Source organism: Corynebacterium sp. LK2510 (assembly GCF_040946405.1).
GTDB lineage: Bacteria > Actinomycetota > Actinomycetes > Mycobacteriales > Mycobacteriaceae > Corynebacterium.
This window is the reverse complement of sequence record NZ_JAYWLR010000017.1, coordinates 1-16,072: the sequence shown is the minus strand read 5'-3', so window position 1 is coordinate 16,072 and position 16,072 is coordinate 1. Positions and strand designations below refer to the sequence as shown.

General features: G+C 64.6%; 15 protein-coding genes and 1 pseudogene. 11 read left to right on the top strand and 5 right to left on the bottom strand.

All coding sequences use genetic code 11. The annotated features are described in order from the left end of the window. Nucleotides 1-79 precede the first annotated feature (79 nt). Both VVR41_RS08910 and VVR41_RS08905 read left to right on the top strand, forming a co-directional pair. Nucleotides 80-2,092, top strand: coding sequence for a bifunctional UDP-sugar hydrolase/5'-nucleotidase (locus tag VVR41_RS08910; RefSeq protein WP_368524463.1), 2,013 nt, complete (start codon nucleotides 80-82; stop codon nucleotides 2,090-2,092). A 61-nt stretch (nucleotides 2,093-2,153) separates the two neighbouring features. Beyond that, nucleotides 2,154-3,599 carry a DHA2 family efflux MFS transporter permease subunit gene (locus VVR41_RS08905; RefSeq protein ID WP_368524462.1) on the top strand — a complete coding sequence of 482 codons (1,446 nt, stop codon included), beginning with the start codon at nucleotides 2,154-2,156 and terminating at the stop codon, nucleotides 3,597-3,599. On the opposite strand, the gene VVR41_RS08900 is transcribed toward VVR41_RS08905, so the two are convergent. Beyond that, nucleotides 3,596-4,018: a VOC family protein gene (locus VVR41_RS08900; RefSeq protein WP_368524461.1), complete on the bottom strand. Its 423-nt coding sequence runs from the start codon at nucleotides 4,016-4,018 to the stop codon at nucleotides 3,596-3,598. The two genes, VVR41_RS08905 and VVR41_RS08900, sit on opposite strands and share 4 nt — an antisense overlap. A gap of 30 nt (nucleotides 4,019-4,048) precedes the next feature. After that, the gene (locus VVR41_RS08895) at nucleotides 4,049-4,468 is read right to left on the bottom strand and encodes a GNAT family N-acetyltransferase (RefSeq protein ID WP_368524460.1); all 420 of its coding nucleotides are present in this window, start codon (nucleotides 4,466-4,468) and stop codon (nucleotides 4,049-4,051) included. A gap of 21 nt (nucleotides 4,469-4,489) precedes the next feature. Between VVR41_RS08895 and VVR41_RS08890 the strand changes: the two genes are divergently transcribed. Further along, the gene (locus tag VVR41_RS08890) at nucleotides 4,490-5,254 is read left to right on the top strand and encodes a spermidine synthase (protein ID WP_368524459.1); all 765 of its coding nucleotides are present in this window, start codon (nucleotides 4,490-4,492) and stop codon (nucleotides 5,252-5,254) included. Here the strand turns inward: VVR41_RS08890 and VVR41_RS08885 are convergent. Continuing rightward, the gene (locus VVR41_RS08885) at nucleotides 5,193-6,584 is read right to left on the bottom strand and encodes a fibronectin type III domain-containing protein (RefSeq protein ID WP_368524458.1); all 1,392 of its coding nucleotides are present in this window, start codon (nucleotides 6,582-6,584) and stop codon (nucleotides 5,193-5,195) included. The two genes, VVR41_RS08890 and VVR41_RS08885, sit on opposite strands and share 62 nt — an antisense overlap. Nucleotides 6,585-7,299: 715 nt before the next feature. On the opposite strand from VVR41_RS08885, the gene alsS reads away from it, so the two are divergent. From alsS to VVR41_RS08860, 5 genes and pseudogenes are all read left to right on the top strand, one after another. Further along, nucleotides 7,300-8,970 carry an acetolactate synthase AlsS gene (gene alsS / locus VVR41_RS08880; RefSeq protein ID WP_368524457.1) on the top strand — a complete coding sequence of 557 codons (1,671 nt, stop codon included), beginning with the start codon at nucleotides 7,300-7,302 and terminating at the stop codon, nucleotides 8,968-8,970. A 94-nt stretch (nucleotides 8,971-9,064) separates the two neighbouring features. Continuing rightward, nucleotides 9,065-9,790 (top strand): acetolactate decarboxylase, encoded by a 726-nt coding sequence (gene budA, locus VVR41_RS08875; protein ID WP_321103008.1) that lies wholly within the window; start codon nucleotides 9,065-9,067, stop codon nucleotides 9,788-9,790. Between the two features lie 207 nt (nucleotides 9,791-9,997). Then, nucleotides 9,998-10,210, top strand: a complete 213-nt coding sequence (gene relB / locus VVR41_RS08870) for a type II toxin-antitoxin system RelB family antitoxin (RefSeq protein ID WP_321103006.1) — start codon at nucleotides 9,998-10,000, stop codon at nucleotides 10,208-10,210. Continuing rightward, nucleotides 10,210-10,491 (top strand): type II toxin-antitoxin system RelE/ParE family toxin, encoded by a 282-nt coding sequence (locus VVR41_RS08865; RefSeq protein WP_368524456.1) that lies wholly within the window; start codon nucleotides 10,210-10,212, stop codon nucleotides 10,489-10,491. Before relB ends, VVR41_RS08865 begins: the two co-directional genes overlap by 1 nt. A 30-nt stretch (nucleotides 10,492-10,521) precedes the next feature. Continuing rightward, nucleotides 10,522-10,955: pseudogene (locus VVR41_RS08860) on the top strand (VOC family protein). 116 nt (nucleotides 10,956-11,071) lie between these two features. Here the strand turns inward: VVR41_RS08860 and VVR41_RS08850 are convergent. Together VVR41_RS08850 and ychF are read right to left on the bottom strand one after the other, a co-directional pair. Continuing rightward, nucleotides 11,072-11,665: an HIT domain-containing protein gene (locus tag VVR41_RS08850; protein ID WP_368524454.1), complete on the bottom strand. Its 594-nt coding sequence runs from the start codon at nucleotides 11,663-11,665 to the stop codon at nucleotides 11,072-11,074. Between the two features lie 67 nt (nucleotides 11,666-11,732). Continuing rightward, nucleotides 11,733-12,818, bottom strand: coding sequence for a redox-regulated ATPase YchF (gene ychF, locus VVR41_RS08845; RefSeq protein ID WP_368524453.1), 1,086 nt, complete (start codon nucleotides 12,816-12,818; stop codon nucleotides 11,733-11,735). 102 nt (nucleotides 12,819-12,920) lie between these two features. Here ychF and VVR41_RS08840 point away from each other — a divergent pair, with 102 nt between their 5' ends. The 3 genes from VVR41_RS08840 to VVR41_RS08830 all read left to right on the top strand — a co-directional run. After that, nucleotides 12,921-14,306 carry an AI-2E family transporter gene (locus VVR41_RS08840; RefSeq protein ID WP_368524452.1) on the top strand — a complete coding sequence of 462 codons (1,386 nt, stop codon included), beginning with the start codon at nucleotides 12,921-12,923 and terminating at the stop codon, nucleotides 14,304-14,306. 40 nt (nucleotides 14,307-14,346) lie between these two features. After that, nucleotides 14,347-15,447 (top strand): DNA recombination protein RmuC, encoded by a 1,101-nt coding sequence (locus VVR41_RS08835; RefSeq protein ID WP_368524451.1) that lies wholly within the window; start codon nucleotides 14,347-14,349, stop codon nucleotides 15,445-15,447. An 11-nt stretch (nucleotides 15,448-15,458) separates the two neighbouring features. Next, nucleotides 15,459-16,072, top strand: a 614-nt coding sequence (locus VVR41_RS08830) for a DUF6542 domain-containing protein (protein WP_368524450.1), incomplete at its 3' end; no start/stop codon positions are given.

Here is a 16,072-nt window from a genome sequence, read left to right as displayed (position 1 = left end):
TGTTATTCAACCGGGTGGAACATGGCGGCTACCTGTACGTCTTAACGTGTCGGGCGCACACTTACCTGAAAGGAACCCCATGCGTTTGCGCGCCCTCACCACCGCTGTTTCCGTCACCTCGGTCAGCGCCCTCGCCCTGGCCGGGCTTCCGGTCGCATCTGCCCAGGACTCCGCGACATTTTCTGTCTCGAACATCACCGACTTCCACGGATACTTCGCCGACAACGGCAAGGACGTTCCCGGCGCGCTCCACCTGAAGTGCGCGATCGACGAGTTCGCGGGGGAATCCGCCCACGCGTTCACCTCCTCCGGTGACAACGTGGGTGCGTCCGCATTCGCCTCGATGATCCTCGACGACGCACCGACCATCGATGTCCTCAACCAGATGGGCCTCGATGTCTCCGCAGTGGGCAACCACGAGTTCGACGCGGGGCAGGATGACCTGGTCAACCGCATCGTCCCGGCTGCCGAATGGACTTACCTCGCCGCCAACGCAGAGGGCCTGGACAAGACCGATATCCGCGACTACCGCATCATGGACCTCAACGGCGTCAACGTCGCGTTCGTGGGCGCGGTTACCCAGGACATGCCCAACCTCGTCTCCCCCGCCGGAATCCGGGGCATCACCTGGCACGAGCCAGTCGAGACGATTAACTCCATCGCCGACGAGCTCACCGCTTCCGGCGAGGCGGACGTTGTCATCGCCCTGCCGCACGAGGGCGCCATCCCCGCGAGTGCGTGGTCGGACAACGTCGATGTCGTCTTCATGGGCCACAGCCACGAGTTCATCAACCAGGCCGAGGGTAACCCGCTGGTGCTGCAGGCCGGGTTCTATTCCCAGGGCCTCGCCAACGTCGAGATGACCTACGACGCCACCACCGACACGGTGACCTTCGACAGCGTCGAACTGCTCAACCAGGACGACATCCGCGCCTGCGGCTCCCCGGACGAACTGCAGGAGCTCTACCCAGAGATCGCCGCAACCATCGCGGCAGCGCAGGAAGCGGCTGACGCCGAGAGCCAGGTGGTTATCGGCCAGCTCGATATGGACCTCTACCGCGGCGCCAACGAAGGCGAGGCCTCCGGCTCCAACCGAGGGACTGAGTCGCAGCTCAACAACCTTCTCGCCGAGGTGGCCAAGTGGGCCGTGGGCGAGAACTCCGCCGTCACCCCGGACATCGGTGTCATGAACGCCGGCGGTGTGCGTGCTGACCTCCTCGCAGGCGACGTCACCGCCGCGGACGTCTACGCCGTGCAGCCGTTCAACAACCCCCTGACCTTCGTCACGCTGAAAGGTTCCGCCTTCGTCGAAGCGCTCGAGCAGCAGTGGAAAGATCCGGCGGCTTCTCGCCCCTTCCTCTCTCTCGGCGTGTCCAACAACGTCTCTTACACCTACGACGAGACCCGCCCGCAGGGCGAGCGCATCACTAACGTCCTCATCGACGGCGAGCCGATCGACCCCAACCGCGACTACGTCGTTGCGGGTTCGACCTTCCTGCTCTCCGGTGGTGACGGCTTCACCGCACTGGCCAACGGCTCCGAGCCGGCCAACCTCGGCTACATCGACGTTATGGCGTTCACCGACTACCTGCGCACCTACCTGTCCGGCGGCGACGCTCCGGCACCGCGCACCGGCCAGTCCAACGTAGCCGTCCACATCGATGAGCCGCTTAAGGCAGGCGAAGAAGCGACCATTGACATCTCCTCACTCATCTACACTCAAGGTGAGACTGCCTCGACCGTCACCGTCGAGCTGGGCTCCGCCACCGTGACCGCACCCATCGACTCGACCTACCGCACGGCACAGTACAACGAGTCTGGCCGGGCAACCGTCACCATCGCGGTCCCGCAGAACCTCTCCGGCGAGCAGCGTCTGCGCATCACCACCGATGCAGGCACCGATGTGTGGGTCCCCGTGACCGTTACCGGCGTTGAGACTCCCGCGCCCGACATGTCTGCTGGTTCCTCCGTGAGCCCGCTGAAGTCGATCATCCTGGCCATCGTTGCGCTGATCGGTCTGGGCAGCCTGTTTGCCCTCGTGGCACCGCACCAGATCGACCGAATCCTGGGTGATCTCGCCCGTTTCCGCTAGGCGATCACTGCGTCGGGCCCGGCTTCGGCCGGGCCTTTGGTGCGCCGGTAGAGTTCAGGCGGTGACCCACACTTCGCCCACGTCACCCTGGGTGGCGCTTGTGACCATGATGCTCGGCTTCTTCATGATCCTCGTTGACTCGACGATCGTCTCCGTCGCCATCCCCGCCATTACCGCGGGGCTGGGCGCGACGTACAACCAAGTCATTTGGGTCAACAGCGCCTACCTCCTCGCCTACGCGGTGCCGCTGCTCGTCACCGGGCGCTTCGGGGACCGGTTCGGTCCCCGCGCGATGTACCTCGGCGGCCTCGCCCTCTTCACCGCGTCCTCCCTCGCGTGCGGAATGGCCGGCACAATTGAGGCGCTGATCATCGCCCGCACCTTCCAGGGCCTAGGCGGCGCCATGGTCACTCCGCAAACCATGTCTATGATGATCCGCACCTTCAAACCGGAGGAGCGCGGCGGGGCGATGGGAGTGTGGGGCGCCACCGCAGGCGTGGCCACCATCGTGGGCCCCCTCGCCGGCGGGTTGCTTGTCGACGCCGCCGGGTGGCAGTGGATCTTCTTCGTCAACGTCCCCATCGGGATCATCGGCCTGGCGCTCGCGTGGATAAACCTCCCCCGGTTGGAGCGCTTCGCCCGCAACTTCGACTGGCCGGGGGTTGTGCTCAGCTCCGCCGGCATGTTTGGACTCATCTTCGGCATTCAAGAAGGCGAGCACTTCAACTGGGACTGGCGGGCACTGACCCTCATCGCTGGCGGGATTGTCCTCCTCTGCGTGTTCGCGTGGTGGCAGACGCGCACGCGCCGCGACGCGCTCGTTCCACCCGAGCTTTTCCGCGACCGCAACTTCACCCTCGCATCGCTGACCATCGCCACCGTGGGCTTCACCATCACGACCTACATGATCCCGTGGATGATCTACATCCAATCGGTGCAGGGATTTACTCCTACGCAGGCGGCGCTGCTCATCCTCCCCGCAGGTGTGGTTTCCGGGCTGCTCTCGCCGAAAATCGGTGCGATGACGAATACGCGTTCGCCGAAACCGTTCGCCATCGCCGGGCTCGTCCTCATGGGACTGTCGGTCGTTTTGGTTGCGGTACTGACTGATCCAGCGATTGACCCGACCTGGATGTTGGCCATCTCGGTCCTCACGGGTCTGGGTAATTCCATGATGTGGGGCCCGCTGTCGATGATTGCGACGCGCAACCTCCATCCCCGGCTCGCCGGTTCAGGCTCCTCGGTGTACAACACCGTGCGCCAGGTCGGTGCGGTGATCGGATCCGCCTCAATCGCGGCGGCCATGACGGCGCAGCTCACCAGGCAGCTCGGCCCCGGCGCGAGCACGAGCCCAGCAAACGCGGGCACGCTTCCCGACGCCCTCCACGCCCCGTTTGCCCAAGCAATGTCGCACTCGCTGTGGTTGCCCGCCGGCGTCATTCTCGTTGGCGCCGTGATCGCGACAATGTTTGCAAAAACGGAGTCGTGGGCAAAGGCGAAGGACTAGTTCTCGGAGTGCGTGGACACGTGCCACGCCATGCCGAACTTGTCTTCCACCTGGCCGTAGTGGTCGCCCCAAGGCGCCTGCGTAAACGGCATGGTCACCTGCCCACCGTCAGCAGCGAGCGCGGCAATGTACGTCTCGCCCTCCTCCGGCGAGTCCACTTCAAGCACAAACGACAAATCACCGCGGTTGAGTGATCCCGAACTGTCCTCGAGGTCGTCGCCGCCGCTGAGGTTGAACATGCCGGTCAACGTGCCGTGGGCGACGGCGTCCCGGGGTGCTTCAAAGGGGAACTCGGCGCCGTTGTCCATCTGCTCGCCGTAGGTGAGCACATTCAGTTCTCCGCCGAAAACAGAGTGGTAGTAGTTCAGCATCTCGGCGGCGTTGCCGTGGAAAGAAATGTAGGGAAGCGTGCGTGCCATCGTGGTGTCCTTCGCGTCGGTGGTGGTGCGCTAATTATCGCCCAAGGGCGCGGTGAACACGACGGCGTCGATCTCGAAGAAGCCCTCGCGCTCCCAGAATTTCCGGCCACGCTGGTTGGCCGGGTCGGTCATCAGGTAAGCCCCGGTCGCCCCGTTGTCTTTGAGGTAAGCCTTGGCGGCGTCGGCAAGCATACGCCCGATCCCCTGCCCCTGCGCTTCGGGGCGAACCCCTACCATGTGGATCCACCCGAGGTGGCCGTCGAACCCCGTCAGCGCGATCGCCTCGACGCGCTGCTCGGACTCGACGACAAAAGCAACGGAACCCGGCGCGGCAAGCGCACGGTCGAAGTCGTGGGGCGGGTCGTTCCAGGGGGCGGTGATGCCGGAGGCATCCCAGATTTCGATCGCGGCCGCTTTGTCGGCGGGGGTCGCTTCGCGCAGGGTGAGCATGGCAGATAAGAATAGTCGGTGATGCGCAAGGACAAACCCCGGCACCTCAAGCCACGGATCGAGGGCGCCTACCCCATTGACACCGGCACCGCGCGCGTGGTCGCGGACCCGCTTCGCGACGGCGCCTTCACCCTCGAAGTCAACAACGTACCCAGCTCGTATGTGGTCCCGGGCGCGCCCGAGGTCCTCGAGTACGACTACATGCGCTGGATCGCAGGCTTCATCGACCTCCCCGAGCCGTTTGAGGCAGTGCATCTCGGTGCGGCAGGCTGCGCACTGCCCTCCTACGTGGCGCACCGGTGGGACAGCCGCAACACCGCCGTCGAGCTCGACCGGGGACTGGCGCGCCTCGTGCGCGACGTTTTCGCGCCCCCGGTGCGCATCGTCGTCGCCGAGGCACGCGCCTTCACCCACGCGCTCACGCTGGGCTCAGTCGACCTCATTGTGCGCGACGTCTTCGCCGGGCCCGCGACTCCGCGCCCGCTGACCACGGTCGAGTTCTTCCGCGCGGCCCATATGGCACTGCGCCCCGGAGGAATCTACGTGGCCAACATCGGCGACCGCGCCGGGCTGGGTGAAACCCGCGCGGAGATCGCGGGGTTAGCCGAGGTCTTCGCGCACGTGGCGGCGGTATCGACAGCGGAGATGTTCGACGGCCGCGCCTACGGCAACATCGTCGTGGCGGCGTCCGACGCCCCTTTGGCCTACACCGGTGAAGCTGAGTTCAGGGGTGCCGAGTGGGCGCGCTCGCTGGGTGGAACGCCGCGGTACGACCGGCGCGGGTGAGCGTGATGGCGTCGACAAGCGAATCGTCGGCGGCGTTGCTGGTGCGCACGGTGATTGCCTCGGGGCTGACGCGGATCACGGAGTAGTCCGGGGTGTAGTCCTGGTTCCAGAAGGCGACGGTGTCCTCGTGGAGGTTGAGCTCGCGGGCGCGCTTCAGCGTCATGCCGGGGTATGAGTGGCCGTCCCTGCCGGTGAAGTCGTAAAACTTTCCCCCGCCCGCAGTACTCAAAGTCAGGTACAAAACCTCGCCCTCGCGCTGGGTAAGCACGTCCCCCGGCGCCGCAGGGGTGTCGGGCACGGTCGGCGCGAGGCCGTTGACCAGATGGGAGCGGTTGTACATGTGATCGTGGCCGCTGAGCACGAGATCAACGCCGACCTCGGAGAAGACGGGGCTGAGTGTTTCACGCATGCGCTGGATCTCGGGCGTCGAGAAGCGGCCGCCCTGGGAATGGAACGCGAAGTGGTTCGTCACAATGACCCAGGCCTTGTCGGTGCCGTGGGCTGCGACGGTGTCGCGTACGAACTGCGCCTGCTCGGCGAGACCTGCCTCGTCGTTGCGGTTGGAGTTCAGCCCAATGACGAGGGCGTTGTCCTGCTCGAAGTAGTAATGTGACGTCTCCCCCAGCTCGTGCGGGAGAATCCAGTGCTCCTTGTAGTGGCGCCTGGCCCAGCTCGTGGGCCGCTTTTCATGGTTGCCCTCGATGGTGGCGACGCGGAAGCGGCGCAGCTGCGGGGCTGAAAAGAAGCCATCGTACTGCCCTCGCGGGCCGACGAGATTGCCCCAGCCCTCGACTTGGTCGCCGAGGCTGAAGAAGACGGCGGCGTCGGGAGCACGGCGCTGCGCGGCCTCCGCCGTGGCACGCCACGTCGCTGCCTGCTCGGAGACCCGTGCGCCGACACCGACCTGCGCATCCGCGATGGCGATCGCCTCCCAGGTGCCGTCGCCGTCATCGACGGTGAAATGCTCGGGCTCACTCCACCCCTTCTCGTCAGAGCCGATCTGAAGGCGGTACGTGGTGCCGGGCTGAAGGCCCGTGACCTCGGCAACCTTTGACAGATAGGAACGCGCCCCGAAGTTGGCGACGCGGCCCTCGATCTCCCGCGACTGGTCAGGGCGGTCCACCGGTATGAGGCGCACGACCTCCGGGCCCCGGTTCCTGGAGCGCCACGAAATGTTCGCGCTCGCGGCATCAGCACCCACACCGACGGCAGCGCGGTAGATGGGGCTGTCTGCTGCGAAGGCGCTCGGTGCTGCCAAGTCGGCGGAGGCGAGTACGAACGCGACGAGCGCAGACAGGGCAGCGCCATGTTGTGCGGCTTTACTGAGCATGGAACAACCTCGTGGGCAGCGGGTAGGACTATGACCATTCAGCCACACGTGGTCGGCGACACGGTAATGCACCGATGTCGCTCGCTATTCTCCCTGCTGGACGCGAGGAGATGAGAGGCAATGGGGCTTAGGGGCGGTCGGAGAAGCGGGTGGAATGGGGGGGGTTAGGCCGGCCCCGCAAGGCCACGACCTCTAGCGATGGGATTAACGAATCTGTCTGATACGCTGTGGGCCATGACGCAGCGGGCCCCCGATCCCCAGATTACAACGGGGATCACGGTCGCTGATCGGAGTGTTCAACATTTTCCCCAGATGCTCCCCCACGTGCGGACCGTGAAAGAACGCGGCGGTGAAAAGGCTCTCTGCGAAAGCCCGGTACGATCTGCGCGCTCTCGCAGACTTGGACATGTAGGTGTTCGCCGACCAGGACGTGGCCTCCCATCTGGATAATCATCCGCGCTCCACAACAAAGGCGTGATTAACGAGCTGATGACCGGCCTAGCTCCCCGTTTCACGTGCGCCATCCACGGTGACAACCCGTTGCAACACCGGCGGTGGCGACACGTCCTACCTGGAGCACTGAAAATTCACGCACCGGATCGGCGGTGGCGATCTTCTTTTGGCACGCGATGTCACGAGACGCCACATCTCTCGCGACCTGTACCGCCGATCCCTTCTTCCCAACCCCTAAGCACAGAAAGTGTTGTGATTCACCATGTCCACGAACAGTACGTCCCGTCGTAGCGCAGAGCGCGTTGTCGAGGTGCTTCAGGCCCAAGGTGTCACCACCGTCTTCGGCGTTCCCGGCGCCAAGATCGACCAGGTCTTCGACGCCCTCCTGGACTCCGATATCGAGGTCGTCGTGTGCCGGCACGAGCAAAACGCTGCATTCATGGCCGCGGCTGTAGGCCGCCTGACTGGTACTCCCGGTGTCGCGATCGCCACCTCCGGACCCGGGGTGACAAACCTCGCGACTGGCCTTCTGACGGCGACCTCCGAGGGTGACCCGATGGTCGCGATCTGCGGTGCGGTTCCGCGCGGCGACCGACTCAAGCACACCCACCAGTCCCTCGACGCCACCGCCTTCCTGCAAACTGTCACTAAATCCAGCGGTGAGGTCAATGCCGCCGACAACGTCGCTTCCACGTTGACGAACGCCTTCCGCCAGGCATCCGTCATGCCGCGTGGCGCGACGGCTGTCGTGCTCCCGAGCGACGTCCTTGCCGAGCCGACAACGAGCTCGATCACCACGAACCTTCTCAACCCCCGCCTCGGCCCGGCACCAAAGGCGTCCCTGGAGGAGGCGGCCGAGGCCATTAAGGCGGCGCGCTTCCCTGTCATCCTGGCTGGCATGCGCACGGCGTGCAACGAGGGCGCGCTGGCACTGCGTGAGCTCCTCAGCACCACCGACCTGCACGTCGTGGAGACGTTCCAGGCTGCCGGAATCATCGGCCGCGATCTGGAGGATCACTTCCTCGGCCGCGTGGGTCTGTTCCGCAACCAGCCTGGCGACATCGCCCTGCACCAGGCAGATCTCGTGGTCGCGCTCGGATACGACCAGATCGAGTACGACGCTCACCTGTGGAATACCGACGACGCACGTCGGATCATCACCATCGACGAGGTCGGCGGCGACATCGACGCCGCGTTCCAGCCCACACTGGAACTGCACGGGGACATCCCCTCCACGCTCCACGAGCTGGCTCTCCTGCTCAAGGACTACCAGATGCCTGAACAGGCCCGCTCCGCAGCCGAAAAGCTGCGCGAGCAACTCAACAAGGTCGAGCTGCCCGTCGGCGCCAGCGAAACCGGCCTGGACCCGCTCATGGTCGTGCAGACGATGCGCGAATGCCTGTCCGACGACACCGTCGTGACGTGCGACATCGGTTCCCACCAGATCTACATGGCACGGTACTTCCGCACCTATCAGCCCCGAACCCTGCTGTTCTCCAACGGCCAGCAGACCCTGGGCGTCGGCCTGCCGTGGGGTATCGCGGCAACCATCGTCGACCCGACCAGGCCGGTCGTGTCCGTCTCCGGCGACGGTGGATTCCTGTTCTCCGCCATGGAGCTCGAGACCGCAGTCCGGCTCAAGAGCAACCTCGTTCACGTCGTTTTCAACGACAACACCTACAACATGGTCGCCTTCCAGCAGGAGATGCGGTACGGACGCACCAGCGGCATCCAGCTCGGAGAATACGACGTCGCCGCACACGCGGAGTCCTACGGAGCCCACGGGCACACCGTGACCAACCCCGACGATTTGGCCCCCACCATCAAGGCGGCCCTCGCCGAGGAAGGCCCGTCGGTGATCAACGTCCCCGTCAACTACGCGAACAACGCCACCTACCTCGCCCACCAGCTCCGCGGCGAACTACTAGAGTGATTCAGCACTCCGCACCACAATGCCAACCGCCCAGTGTGTGCCACTCCTCACCTGAGCACCCGATGGCACCACAACCTCAACGAAAGGCCCCAGTATGATCCCCACCCGCCACACCATCTTCCAACACGGCCTCATCTCCTCACTCGCTTCCGGCGTCTTCGATGACGACCTGACTCTGCAGGAGCTCCTCGGCCACGGCTCGTTCGGCATCGGCACCTTCAACGAGCTCGACGGCGAGATGATCATCATCGGCGGTCGCTGCTACCAAATGCGCGCCGACGGCACGATCACCGAGCCGCCGCTGTCGACGAAGACCCCCTACGCCGTTGTCACCAACTTCGTTCCCTCGCTGTCGATGGAACTGAGCGGCGATCTTGTGCGCAAGAGCGTCAGCGAAATCATCGACACGATGGAGCCCAGCTCCAACTACCTGTACGCCGTCCGCATCACCGGCGAGTTCAACTGGGTGACAACCCGTACCGTCGCCCGCCAGACTCGCCCCTACCCCTCCCTCGTGGACGCCACCGACGGCGAAGACGTGCTGCGCTTCGACAACGTCACGGGCGTGTTGTGTGGCTTCCGCACACCCGAGTTCGAAGCGACCATCTCCGTGCCCGGATGCCACGTCCACTTCATCGATGACGACCACACCGTTGGCGGTCACGTCATCGACTACGAGATCAAGAGCGCCGTCGCCGAGCTGTGCATCGGAACCGACCTGCAGCTGCGCCTGCCTCTGTCCAAGGAGTTTATGGACGCCAACCTGACCCCCGATGACCTCATGGAGCAGCTCGGCAAAGCGGAGCACTCCGACCTCTAAACCCCGCCGTCGACGGGCGCTTCCGGGTTTGATCTCCCCGGTAGCGCCCGTGTTTTAGACGTTAAACCGAAGCTCCACCGCGTTCCGTAGCCGATTACAGTCTGATGAGCAACCGGATCCCCTCCCCGCACTCCTCGCCATCTCCGTGGAAGGCTTGCCCCTGAACACACCCCTGAATACACTGTATTCAGACAGGAAGGGGATGCCATGAGCACCATGACCGTGCGGATGAGCGATGAGGACGCCGAACTCGTGCGCAAGTTCGCCCAGTTCGAGGGCATGACCATATCCGACTTCGCCCGAGCCGCCATCCTGGAGAAGATCGAGGACGCCTACGATCTGCGGGAACTTCGGGACGCCATCGCCCACGACTCCGGCGAGCGCTTCAGCATCGACGAGATCCTGACTGAACTCGCCTGATGGGCACCCAGCCCAGGTCATATCGCGTCGAGCTAACCGCGCGAGCCCGCAAGCAACTCAAGAAAATGGACCGGTTCGACGCCAGGATCCTCGCCACCTGGATCAAGAACAACCTCGACGGCTGCGCAGACCCTCGCGCCTTCGGCAAGGGACTCACCGCAAACCACTCAGGCGAATGGCGGTACCGGGCGGGTTCATACCGCATCCTGGCCGTGATCCATGATGACGTCGTCACCATCCAGGTCTTCTCCATCGGCCGACGGGACAAGGTCTACGACTGAGCACAACTGCGGCCCACTGCAATCGATGGCATGGCCATCACCGTTCAGATCACCTTCGACTGCGCCGATCCCACCAGTCTTGCCAACTTCTGGTGCCTGGCCTTGGGCTACGAGCTCGATTCCGCGCCCGCACCGTTCACCTCGTGGCCCGAAGCCCTGACAGCATGGGGAATCCCCGAGTCCGAATGGAATTCGCGGGCGGCCTGTTCCGACCCGGAGGGCAAGGGCCCCACCTCTGGTTTTAGCAGGTCCCAGAGCGCAAGGTTGCCAAGAATCGCCTGCACCTGGATCTCCGCGCAGCGCCCGGACTTCGCGGCGACGAGCGGATGACGGCACTGTCGGCTCGGGCCGCCGAACTCGAATCCGCAGGGGCAACCGTACTTCGGCGGGTCGAGCCGTCGGGGATCGAAGCTGGCTGGATCGACATGGCCGACCCCGAGGGAAATGAGTTCTGCTTGGACTGACTCCCGGCGCCTCAGGCACGATGAAGACTTACTAACGTGCCGAAACTCGACCGCGTTGCGTAGCCGATTGCAGTCTGCGTAATACTCCGCAAGTTCTTCGTGCGCTACAGAAAGACTCAGGCGACGATCGTCACTGCCGAGGCGATTCGCACCCCAGCGTTCGCGTGATCGCTCGCCGCGACAGGAGAGTCCGTCTCGGGCCAGGTATCCACGCCATCGCCGCTACGACGCGGCACCAGATGGATGCGCCAGTGATCAACCGACTGATCACTCCCAAGACCACAGGCGCTCAGCAGATTGACCCCTGTCCCCACCTCCGCCTCGACCATGACTCGACCAACCACACTGCATAACTCGATCACCGCCTCCCGGGATTCAGACGTCGCATCCAGGACCCCAAGGCAATGCTGCTTCGGCACGACGAGGCTGTGCCCAGCCGACAGAGCGGAATCAGCCAAGGTCAAGAAGGCAAGTGCGGGATCACTTTCGGCGACGATCGTCGCGGGGCTCGTGCCAGCGACGATGTCACAAGTGATGTACTCGCCGCTGGTTGTCACGACGCCCGCTCCGGCTTCAAGTCGATTCCCTAGAGGCACTCGAAGCGCATTGAGCGACACCGCAACATCGAGCAGATGCAGCTTCCGGTTCGCAGCCTTGTGGATTCGCGGATCGATCCGCGGCACCCGCTCACGCAACCAGACAAGCTCCATGTCACGGTCACCGAAGGATCTGATCACACATCAGGCATGCCATGCATGCCGCGTCGCGTTAATAACGCTAGACGTTGAACTTGAACTCCACGACGTCGCCGTCAGCCATGACGTAGTCCTTGCCCTCCTGGCGGACCTTGCCCTTGGCGCGGGCCTCGGCCATGGAGCCGCACTCGTCGAGGTCGTCAAAGGCGACGATCTCGGCTTTGATGAAGCCCTTCTCAAAGTCGGAGTGGATCACGCCGGCGGCCTTCGGGGCGGTGTCGCCCTGGCGGATCGTCCAGGCCCGTGCCTCCTTCGGCCCGGCGGTGAGGTAGGTCTGCAGGCCAAGAGTCTCGAAGCCCGCGCGGGCCAGCGTGTTCAGGCCCGGCTCGTCCTGGCCCACGGCGGCGAGGAGCTCGGCTGCGTCTTCCTCGTCAAGCTCGAGCAGCTCGGTCTCGGTCTGGGCGTCGAGGAAGACGGCCTCGGCCGGGGCGATGAGCTCGCGCAGCTCCTGCTGGCGCGCCTCGTCGGTCAGTACGGCCTCATCGGAGTTGAACACGTAAAGGAACGGCTTGGCCGTCATCAGGTGCAGGTCGCGCAGAGCCGCGAGGTCGATATCGCCACTCTTGGCGGCGGCGAAAAGGGTGCGGTCGTCTTCGAGGATGGCCTGGGCCTTCTTCGCCTCAGCGACGACTGCCGCCAGGTCCTTGTCCTTGCGCGCATCCTTCTCCAGGCGCGGCAGCGCCTTTTCAATGGTCTGGAGGTCGGCGAGAATGAGCTCGGTATTGATCACCGAGATGTCGCTCGCCGGGTTGACCCGTCCGTCGACGTGGATGACGTTGTCGTCCGAGAACGCACGGACCACCTGGCAGATTGCGTCCGCTTCGCGGATGTTGGCCAAAAACGCGTTGCCCATGCCTTCACCCTCGGAGGCACCCTTGACAATGCCGGCGATATCCACGAAGGACACCGTCGCCGGCAGGATGCGCTCAGAACCGAAGATTTCAGCAAGGCGCGTCAGGCGGGCGTCGGGAAGCTCGACGAGGCCCACGTTCGGCTCGATCGTCGCGAACGGGTAGTTCGCGGCGAGAACGTCGTTGCGGGTTAGGGCATTAAAGAGAGTGGACTTGCCCACGTTGGGCAGACCGACGATTCCAAGAGTAAGGCTCACGGGGGTCGATCCTATCCCACGTACCTGTCATCGAGGTTGATGGGCGTGGGTGTGCGCGGGTGGACGTCGCAAAGCTCATGGCGATAGTGCAATATATTTCAGGTGAGCACAGCAATCCCCTCAGACAAGCCCGTGGATTCTCCGCCCCGCGACATCGTCGACCGCGGAGTCGTGGTCAACACCTGGCTCAAATCAACAGCCATGTTTGCCCTGCGCATCCTCGTCGTCGCAGTCTTTTTGTACGCCCTGTCGCAGATCATCGGCGCGTTCTGGGCGGGAATTTTGCCCATTGTGCTGGCGCTGATCGTCTGCACCGTGCTCGCGCCGATCACGAGCTTCCTGCGCCGCAAGAAGGTCCCCTCAGGCCTGGCGGCAGTGACGTCGCTTTTGGCGTTTTTCGGCCTCGCCGGCTTTTTGGCCTCGCTGATCGCCCCTGACATCGCGGCGCACTCGCGCATCCTCTACCTCCAGGCTCTCGAGGGCATCCAGCGCATGCAGCTGTGGCTGCAGGGCCCGCCGCTAAATGTCAACCCCGACGACCTCAACGAGGCCATCAACGAGATCGCCCAGTGGCTGCAAAACCAGGCAGGCGCTATCGCCGGCGGTGTCTTCGCCGGAATCGGTACCGCTGCGGGCCTGGTGGTCACCCTCGTGGTCGTGCTCGTGTTGACCTTCTTCTTCCTCAAAGATGGCCACCGCTTCCTCCCCTGGCTGCGCTCCGCCACCGGAGGCCGCACGGGTCTGCACGCCACGGAGCTGTTCACCCGCGGGTGGAACACCCTGTCCGGCTTCATCAGGGCCCAAGCGATCGTCTCGCTTGTCGACGCCGTCTTCATCGGCCTCGGCCTTTACTTCCTGAACATCCCAATGGCCTTTACCCTCGCGGTGATCACGTTCATCGCGGGATTCATCCCAATCGTCGGTGCGGTGACCGCCGGTGCCCTCGCTGTCCTCGTGGCCCTCGTTTCCTTCGGCTTCACCAAAGCGATGATCGTCCTCGGCCTTGTCATCGCCGTTCAGCAGCTCGAAGGCAACATCCTCTCCCCGTTGCTGCAGTCGCGCGCGATGAACCTCCACCCGGTGATCGTGCTCGTCTCCGTCACCGTCGGTGGCGGCCTCTTCGGCCTCGTCGGAGCATTCCTCGCGGTGCCCGCCGCGGCGATGATTGCCGTGGCCTACCGCTACGTGCTCGACATGATCAAGATCCACGCCGGGGAAAAGCGCGCAGACCAGCTGGAATTCATAACCCCCGAGGGCAAGGCCATCGCCGAGCTCGAGGAGCGCGAATCCGTCCACGAGCGCCGCGAATGGCGCGGCGACCGCGACTGGGAGGCACCAGCCATGCCGAGTGACGAGCCCGCCCCAGTGCGCCGCTCCGGTGTAGAGCGCGGCTGGGAAAAGGTCCGTTCCAACCCGCGGCTGCGCCAGTACGTCCACCCCGACCGTATCGCCGACATGTTCGACAAAAAGCGCAAACCGAAGAACTAGCACCAGGTCCGTGTCCGGGGCGTGTGGCACACTTTCGGCCATGTCGACCGCCACCACCCTCATCGTTTTCACACTCGGCCTCATCCTCGGCGCTGCCGCCGCCGTTGTGGCACTGCGCCAGCGGCAGCCTGCTGGTTCCGTGAGTAGCGCCAGGCACGAGCAGATCGACATGGTCCCGGTGACCCGCGCGCTCGAGCGCCTCGCCGGACAGATCGACGACATGGACGAGGACCGCGCCGTGGCCTACTCCGCGCTCGCCAGCCAGGTACAGGCCATCACCCGCACGTCGACACGTCTGAGCGATCGCACCGACCAGCTCATTTCCGCGCTGCGCTCACCGCAGACCCGCGGCCGGTGGGGCGAGATGCAGCTGCAACGCGTCGTCGAGCTCGGCGGCATGGTGGAGCACTGCGACTTCGACGTCCAAGCGACAACGCTTGTCGACGGCACCCGCGTCCGCCCCGACATGCTCGTGCGCCTCTCGCACGGGCGCACCATCATCGTCGACGCAAAGGTTCCGTTCTCCTCGTACCTGGATGCGCTGAACACCGACGACCCTGAGGAGAAACAGGCCTATCTGCGCCGGCACTCCCACCTGCTGCGCAGCCACGTGGAGACGCTGTCTGCCAAGCCGTACATCGAGGCGTTTCAACCCACTCCCGAATTCGTGGTGCTGTTCGTCCCCGCCGATCCTTTCCTGGACGCCGCCCTCGGCCTCGACCCGGAGCTGCTCGACTTCGCCTTCGCGCGAGATGTTGTGATCGCCACCCCCACAACGTTGTTCGCGCTGCTGCGCACCGTTGCGCTCGGGTGGCGCCACGAGGAGATGAACGACAAGGCGAAGAAAATCCAGCGCCTCGGCGCGGAGTTGCACCAACGTATGGGAACAATGAGCGAGCACTACGCCCGCCTCGGCCAGTCTTTGGAAAAGGCTGTCGAGGCCTACAACTCCACCCTGGCGTCGCTCGATTCCCGCGTCCTCGTCACCGCACGACGGCTCGGCGAGCTGGGAGTCTCCCACCGCACGGGGCGAAACCGGGCGCAATCCCCACAGCAGATCTCGGCGTCTCCGCGCCACGCCGCTGCCCCGCAACCGGAGTTGCACCCGTGGGAGTACGAAACAGACGGGGTGAATGAGTAAACTCATTCAGCGTGTCACATGCGCCTACCCGGAAATCACATGCTCGGCGAACAACGTTCGTCGGTCTTGCCACTGCTTCCGGCGTCGCAATTGTTTTCGCGGCGCTGTTTACCGGGGCCGCACTGTCCACATACCTGGGGCAGATTGGTTGGCCGTTCATGGTGTGTTTCGCCGCGGCGGTCATCTTGGTCACCACGCTGGTGAATCCGCGCGGGCTGTTCCTCACCGTCGTTACCGCCCCGATCCTCTACGTGACAGCGTTGCTCGCAACTGGGTGGCTGATCACCCGGGGCGGCAGCTCAGCTGAGTCCGGTACGGCAGCGCGCGCAAATGTGCTCGCTATCGCCTACCCGGTTATCGAGTTCTTCCCGGTCCTCGCCGCGGTCACCTTGGGATCAATCGTGTTGGCGCTGCTGCGCATCGCTTTGCTCACGCGGCGCAACGCCGTGACGCAGCGCGAAACGGTGCGCCGGCGCGTCCAGCAGGCGGAAAGCAACCGCCGCACCACCCGCCAGAGCCGACGCGCTCGCGAGCGCTCGAACAGTGTGACCGTGGAAGAGCTTGTGCGCCGGCGTGCGCAGTCCGGGGAGCCGCGGCGCTCCCTCGGCGACAACCTCTACGGGGA

Coding starts and splice junctions, on each gene's coding strand:
- VVR41_RS08910 (WP_368524463.1), top strand. CDS start 80: ATGCGTTTGCGCGCCCTCACCACCGCTGTTTCCGTCACCTCGGTCAGC.
- VVR41_RS08900 (WP_368524461.1), bottom strand. CDS start 4,018: ATGGCACGCACGCTTCCCTACATTTCTTTCCACGGCAACGCCGCCGAG.
- VVR41_RS08895 (WP_368524460.1), bottom strand. CDS start 4,468: ATGCTCACCCTGCGCGAAGCGACCCCCGCCGACAAAGCGGCCGCGATC.
- VVR41_RS08890 (WP_368524459.1), top strand. CDS start 4,490: ATGCGCAAGGACAAACCCCGGCACCTCAAGCCACGGATCGAGGGCGCC.
- VVR41_RS08885 (WP_368524458.1), bottom strand. CDS start 6,584: ATGCTCAGTAAAGCCGCACAACATGGCGCTGCCCTGTCTGCGCTCGTC.
- alsS (WP_368524457.1), top strand. CDS start 7,300: ATGTCCACGAACAGTACGTCCCGTCGTAGCGCAGAGCGCGTTGTCGAG.
- budA (WP_321103008.1), top strand. CDS start 9,065: ATGATCCCCACCCGCCACACCATCTTCCAACACGGCCTCATCTCCTCA.
- relB (WP_321103006.1), top strand. CDS start 9,998: ATGAGCACCATGACCGTGCGGATGAGCGATGAGGACGCCGAACTCGTG.
- VVR41_RS08865 (WP_368524456.1), top strand. CDS start 10,210: ATGGGCACCCAGCCCAGGTCATATCGCGTCGAGCTAACCGCGCGAGCC.
- VVR41_RS08850 (WP_368524454.1), bottom strand. CDS start 11,665: ATGGAGCTTGTCTGGTTGCGTGAGCGGGTGCCGCGGATCGATCCGCGA.
- VVR41_RS08835 (WP_368524451.1), top strand. CDS start 14,347: ATGTCGACCGCCACCACCCTCATCGTTTTCACACTCGGCCTCATCCTC.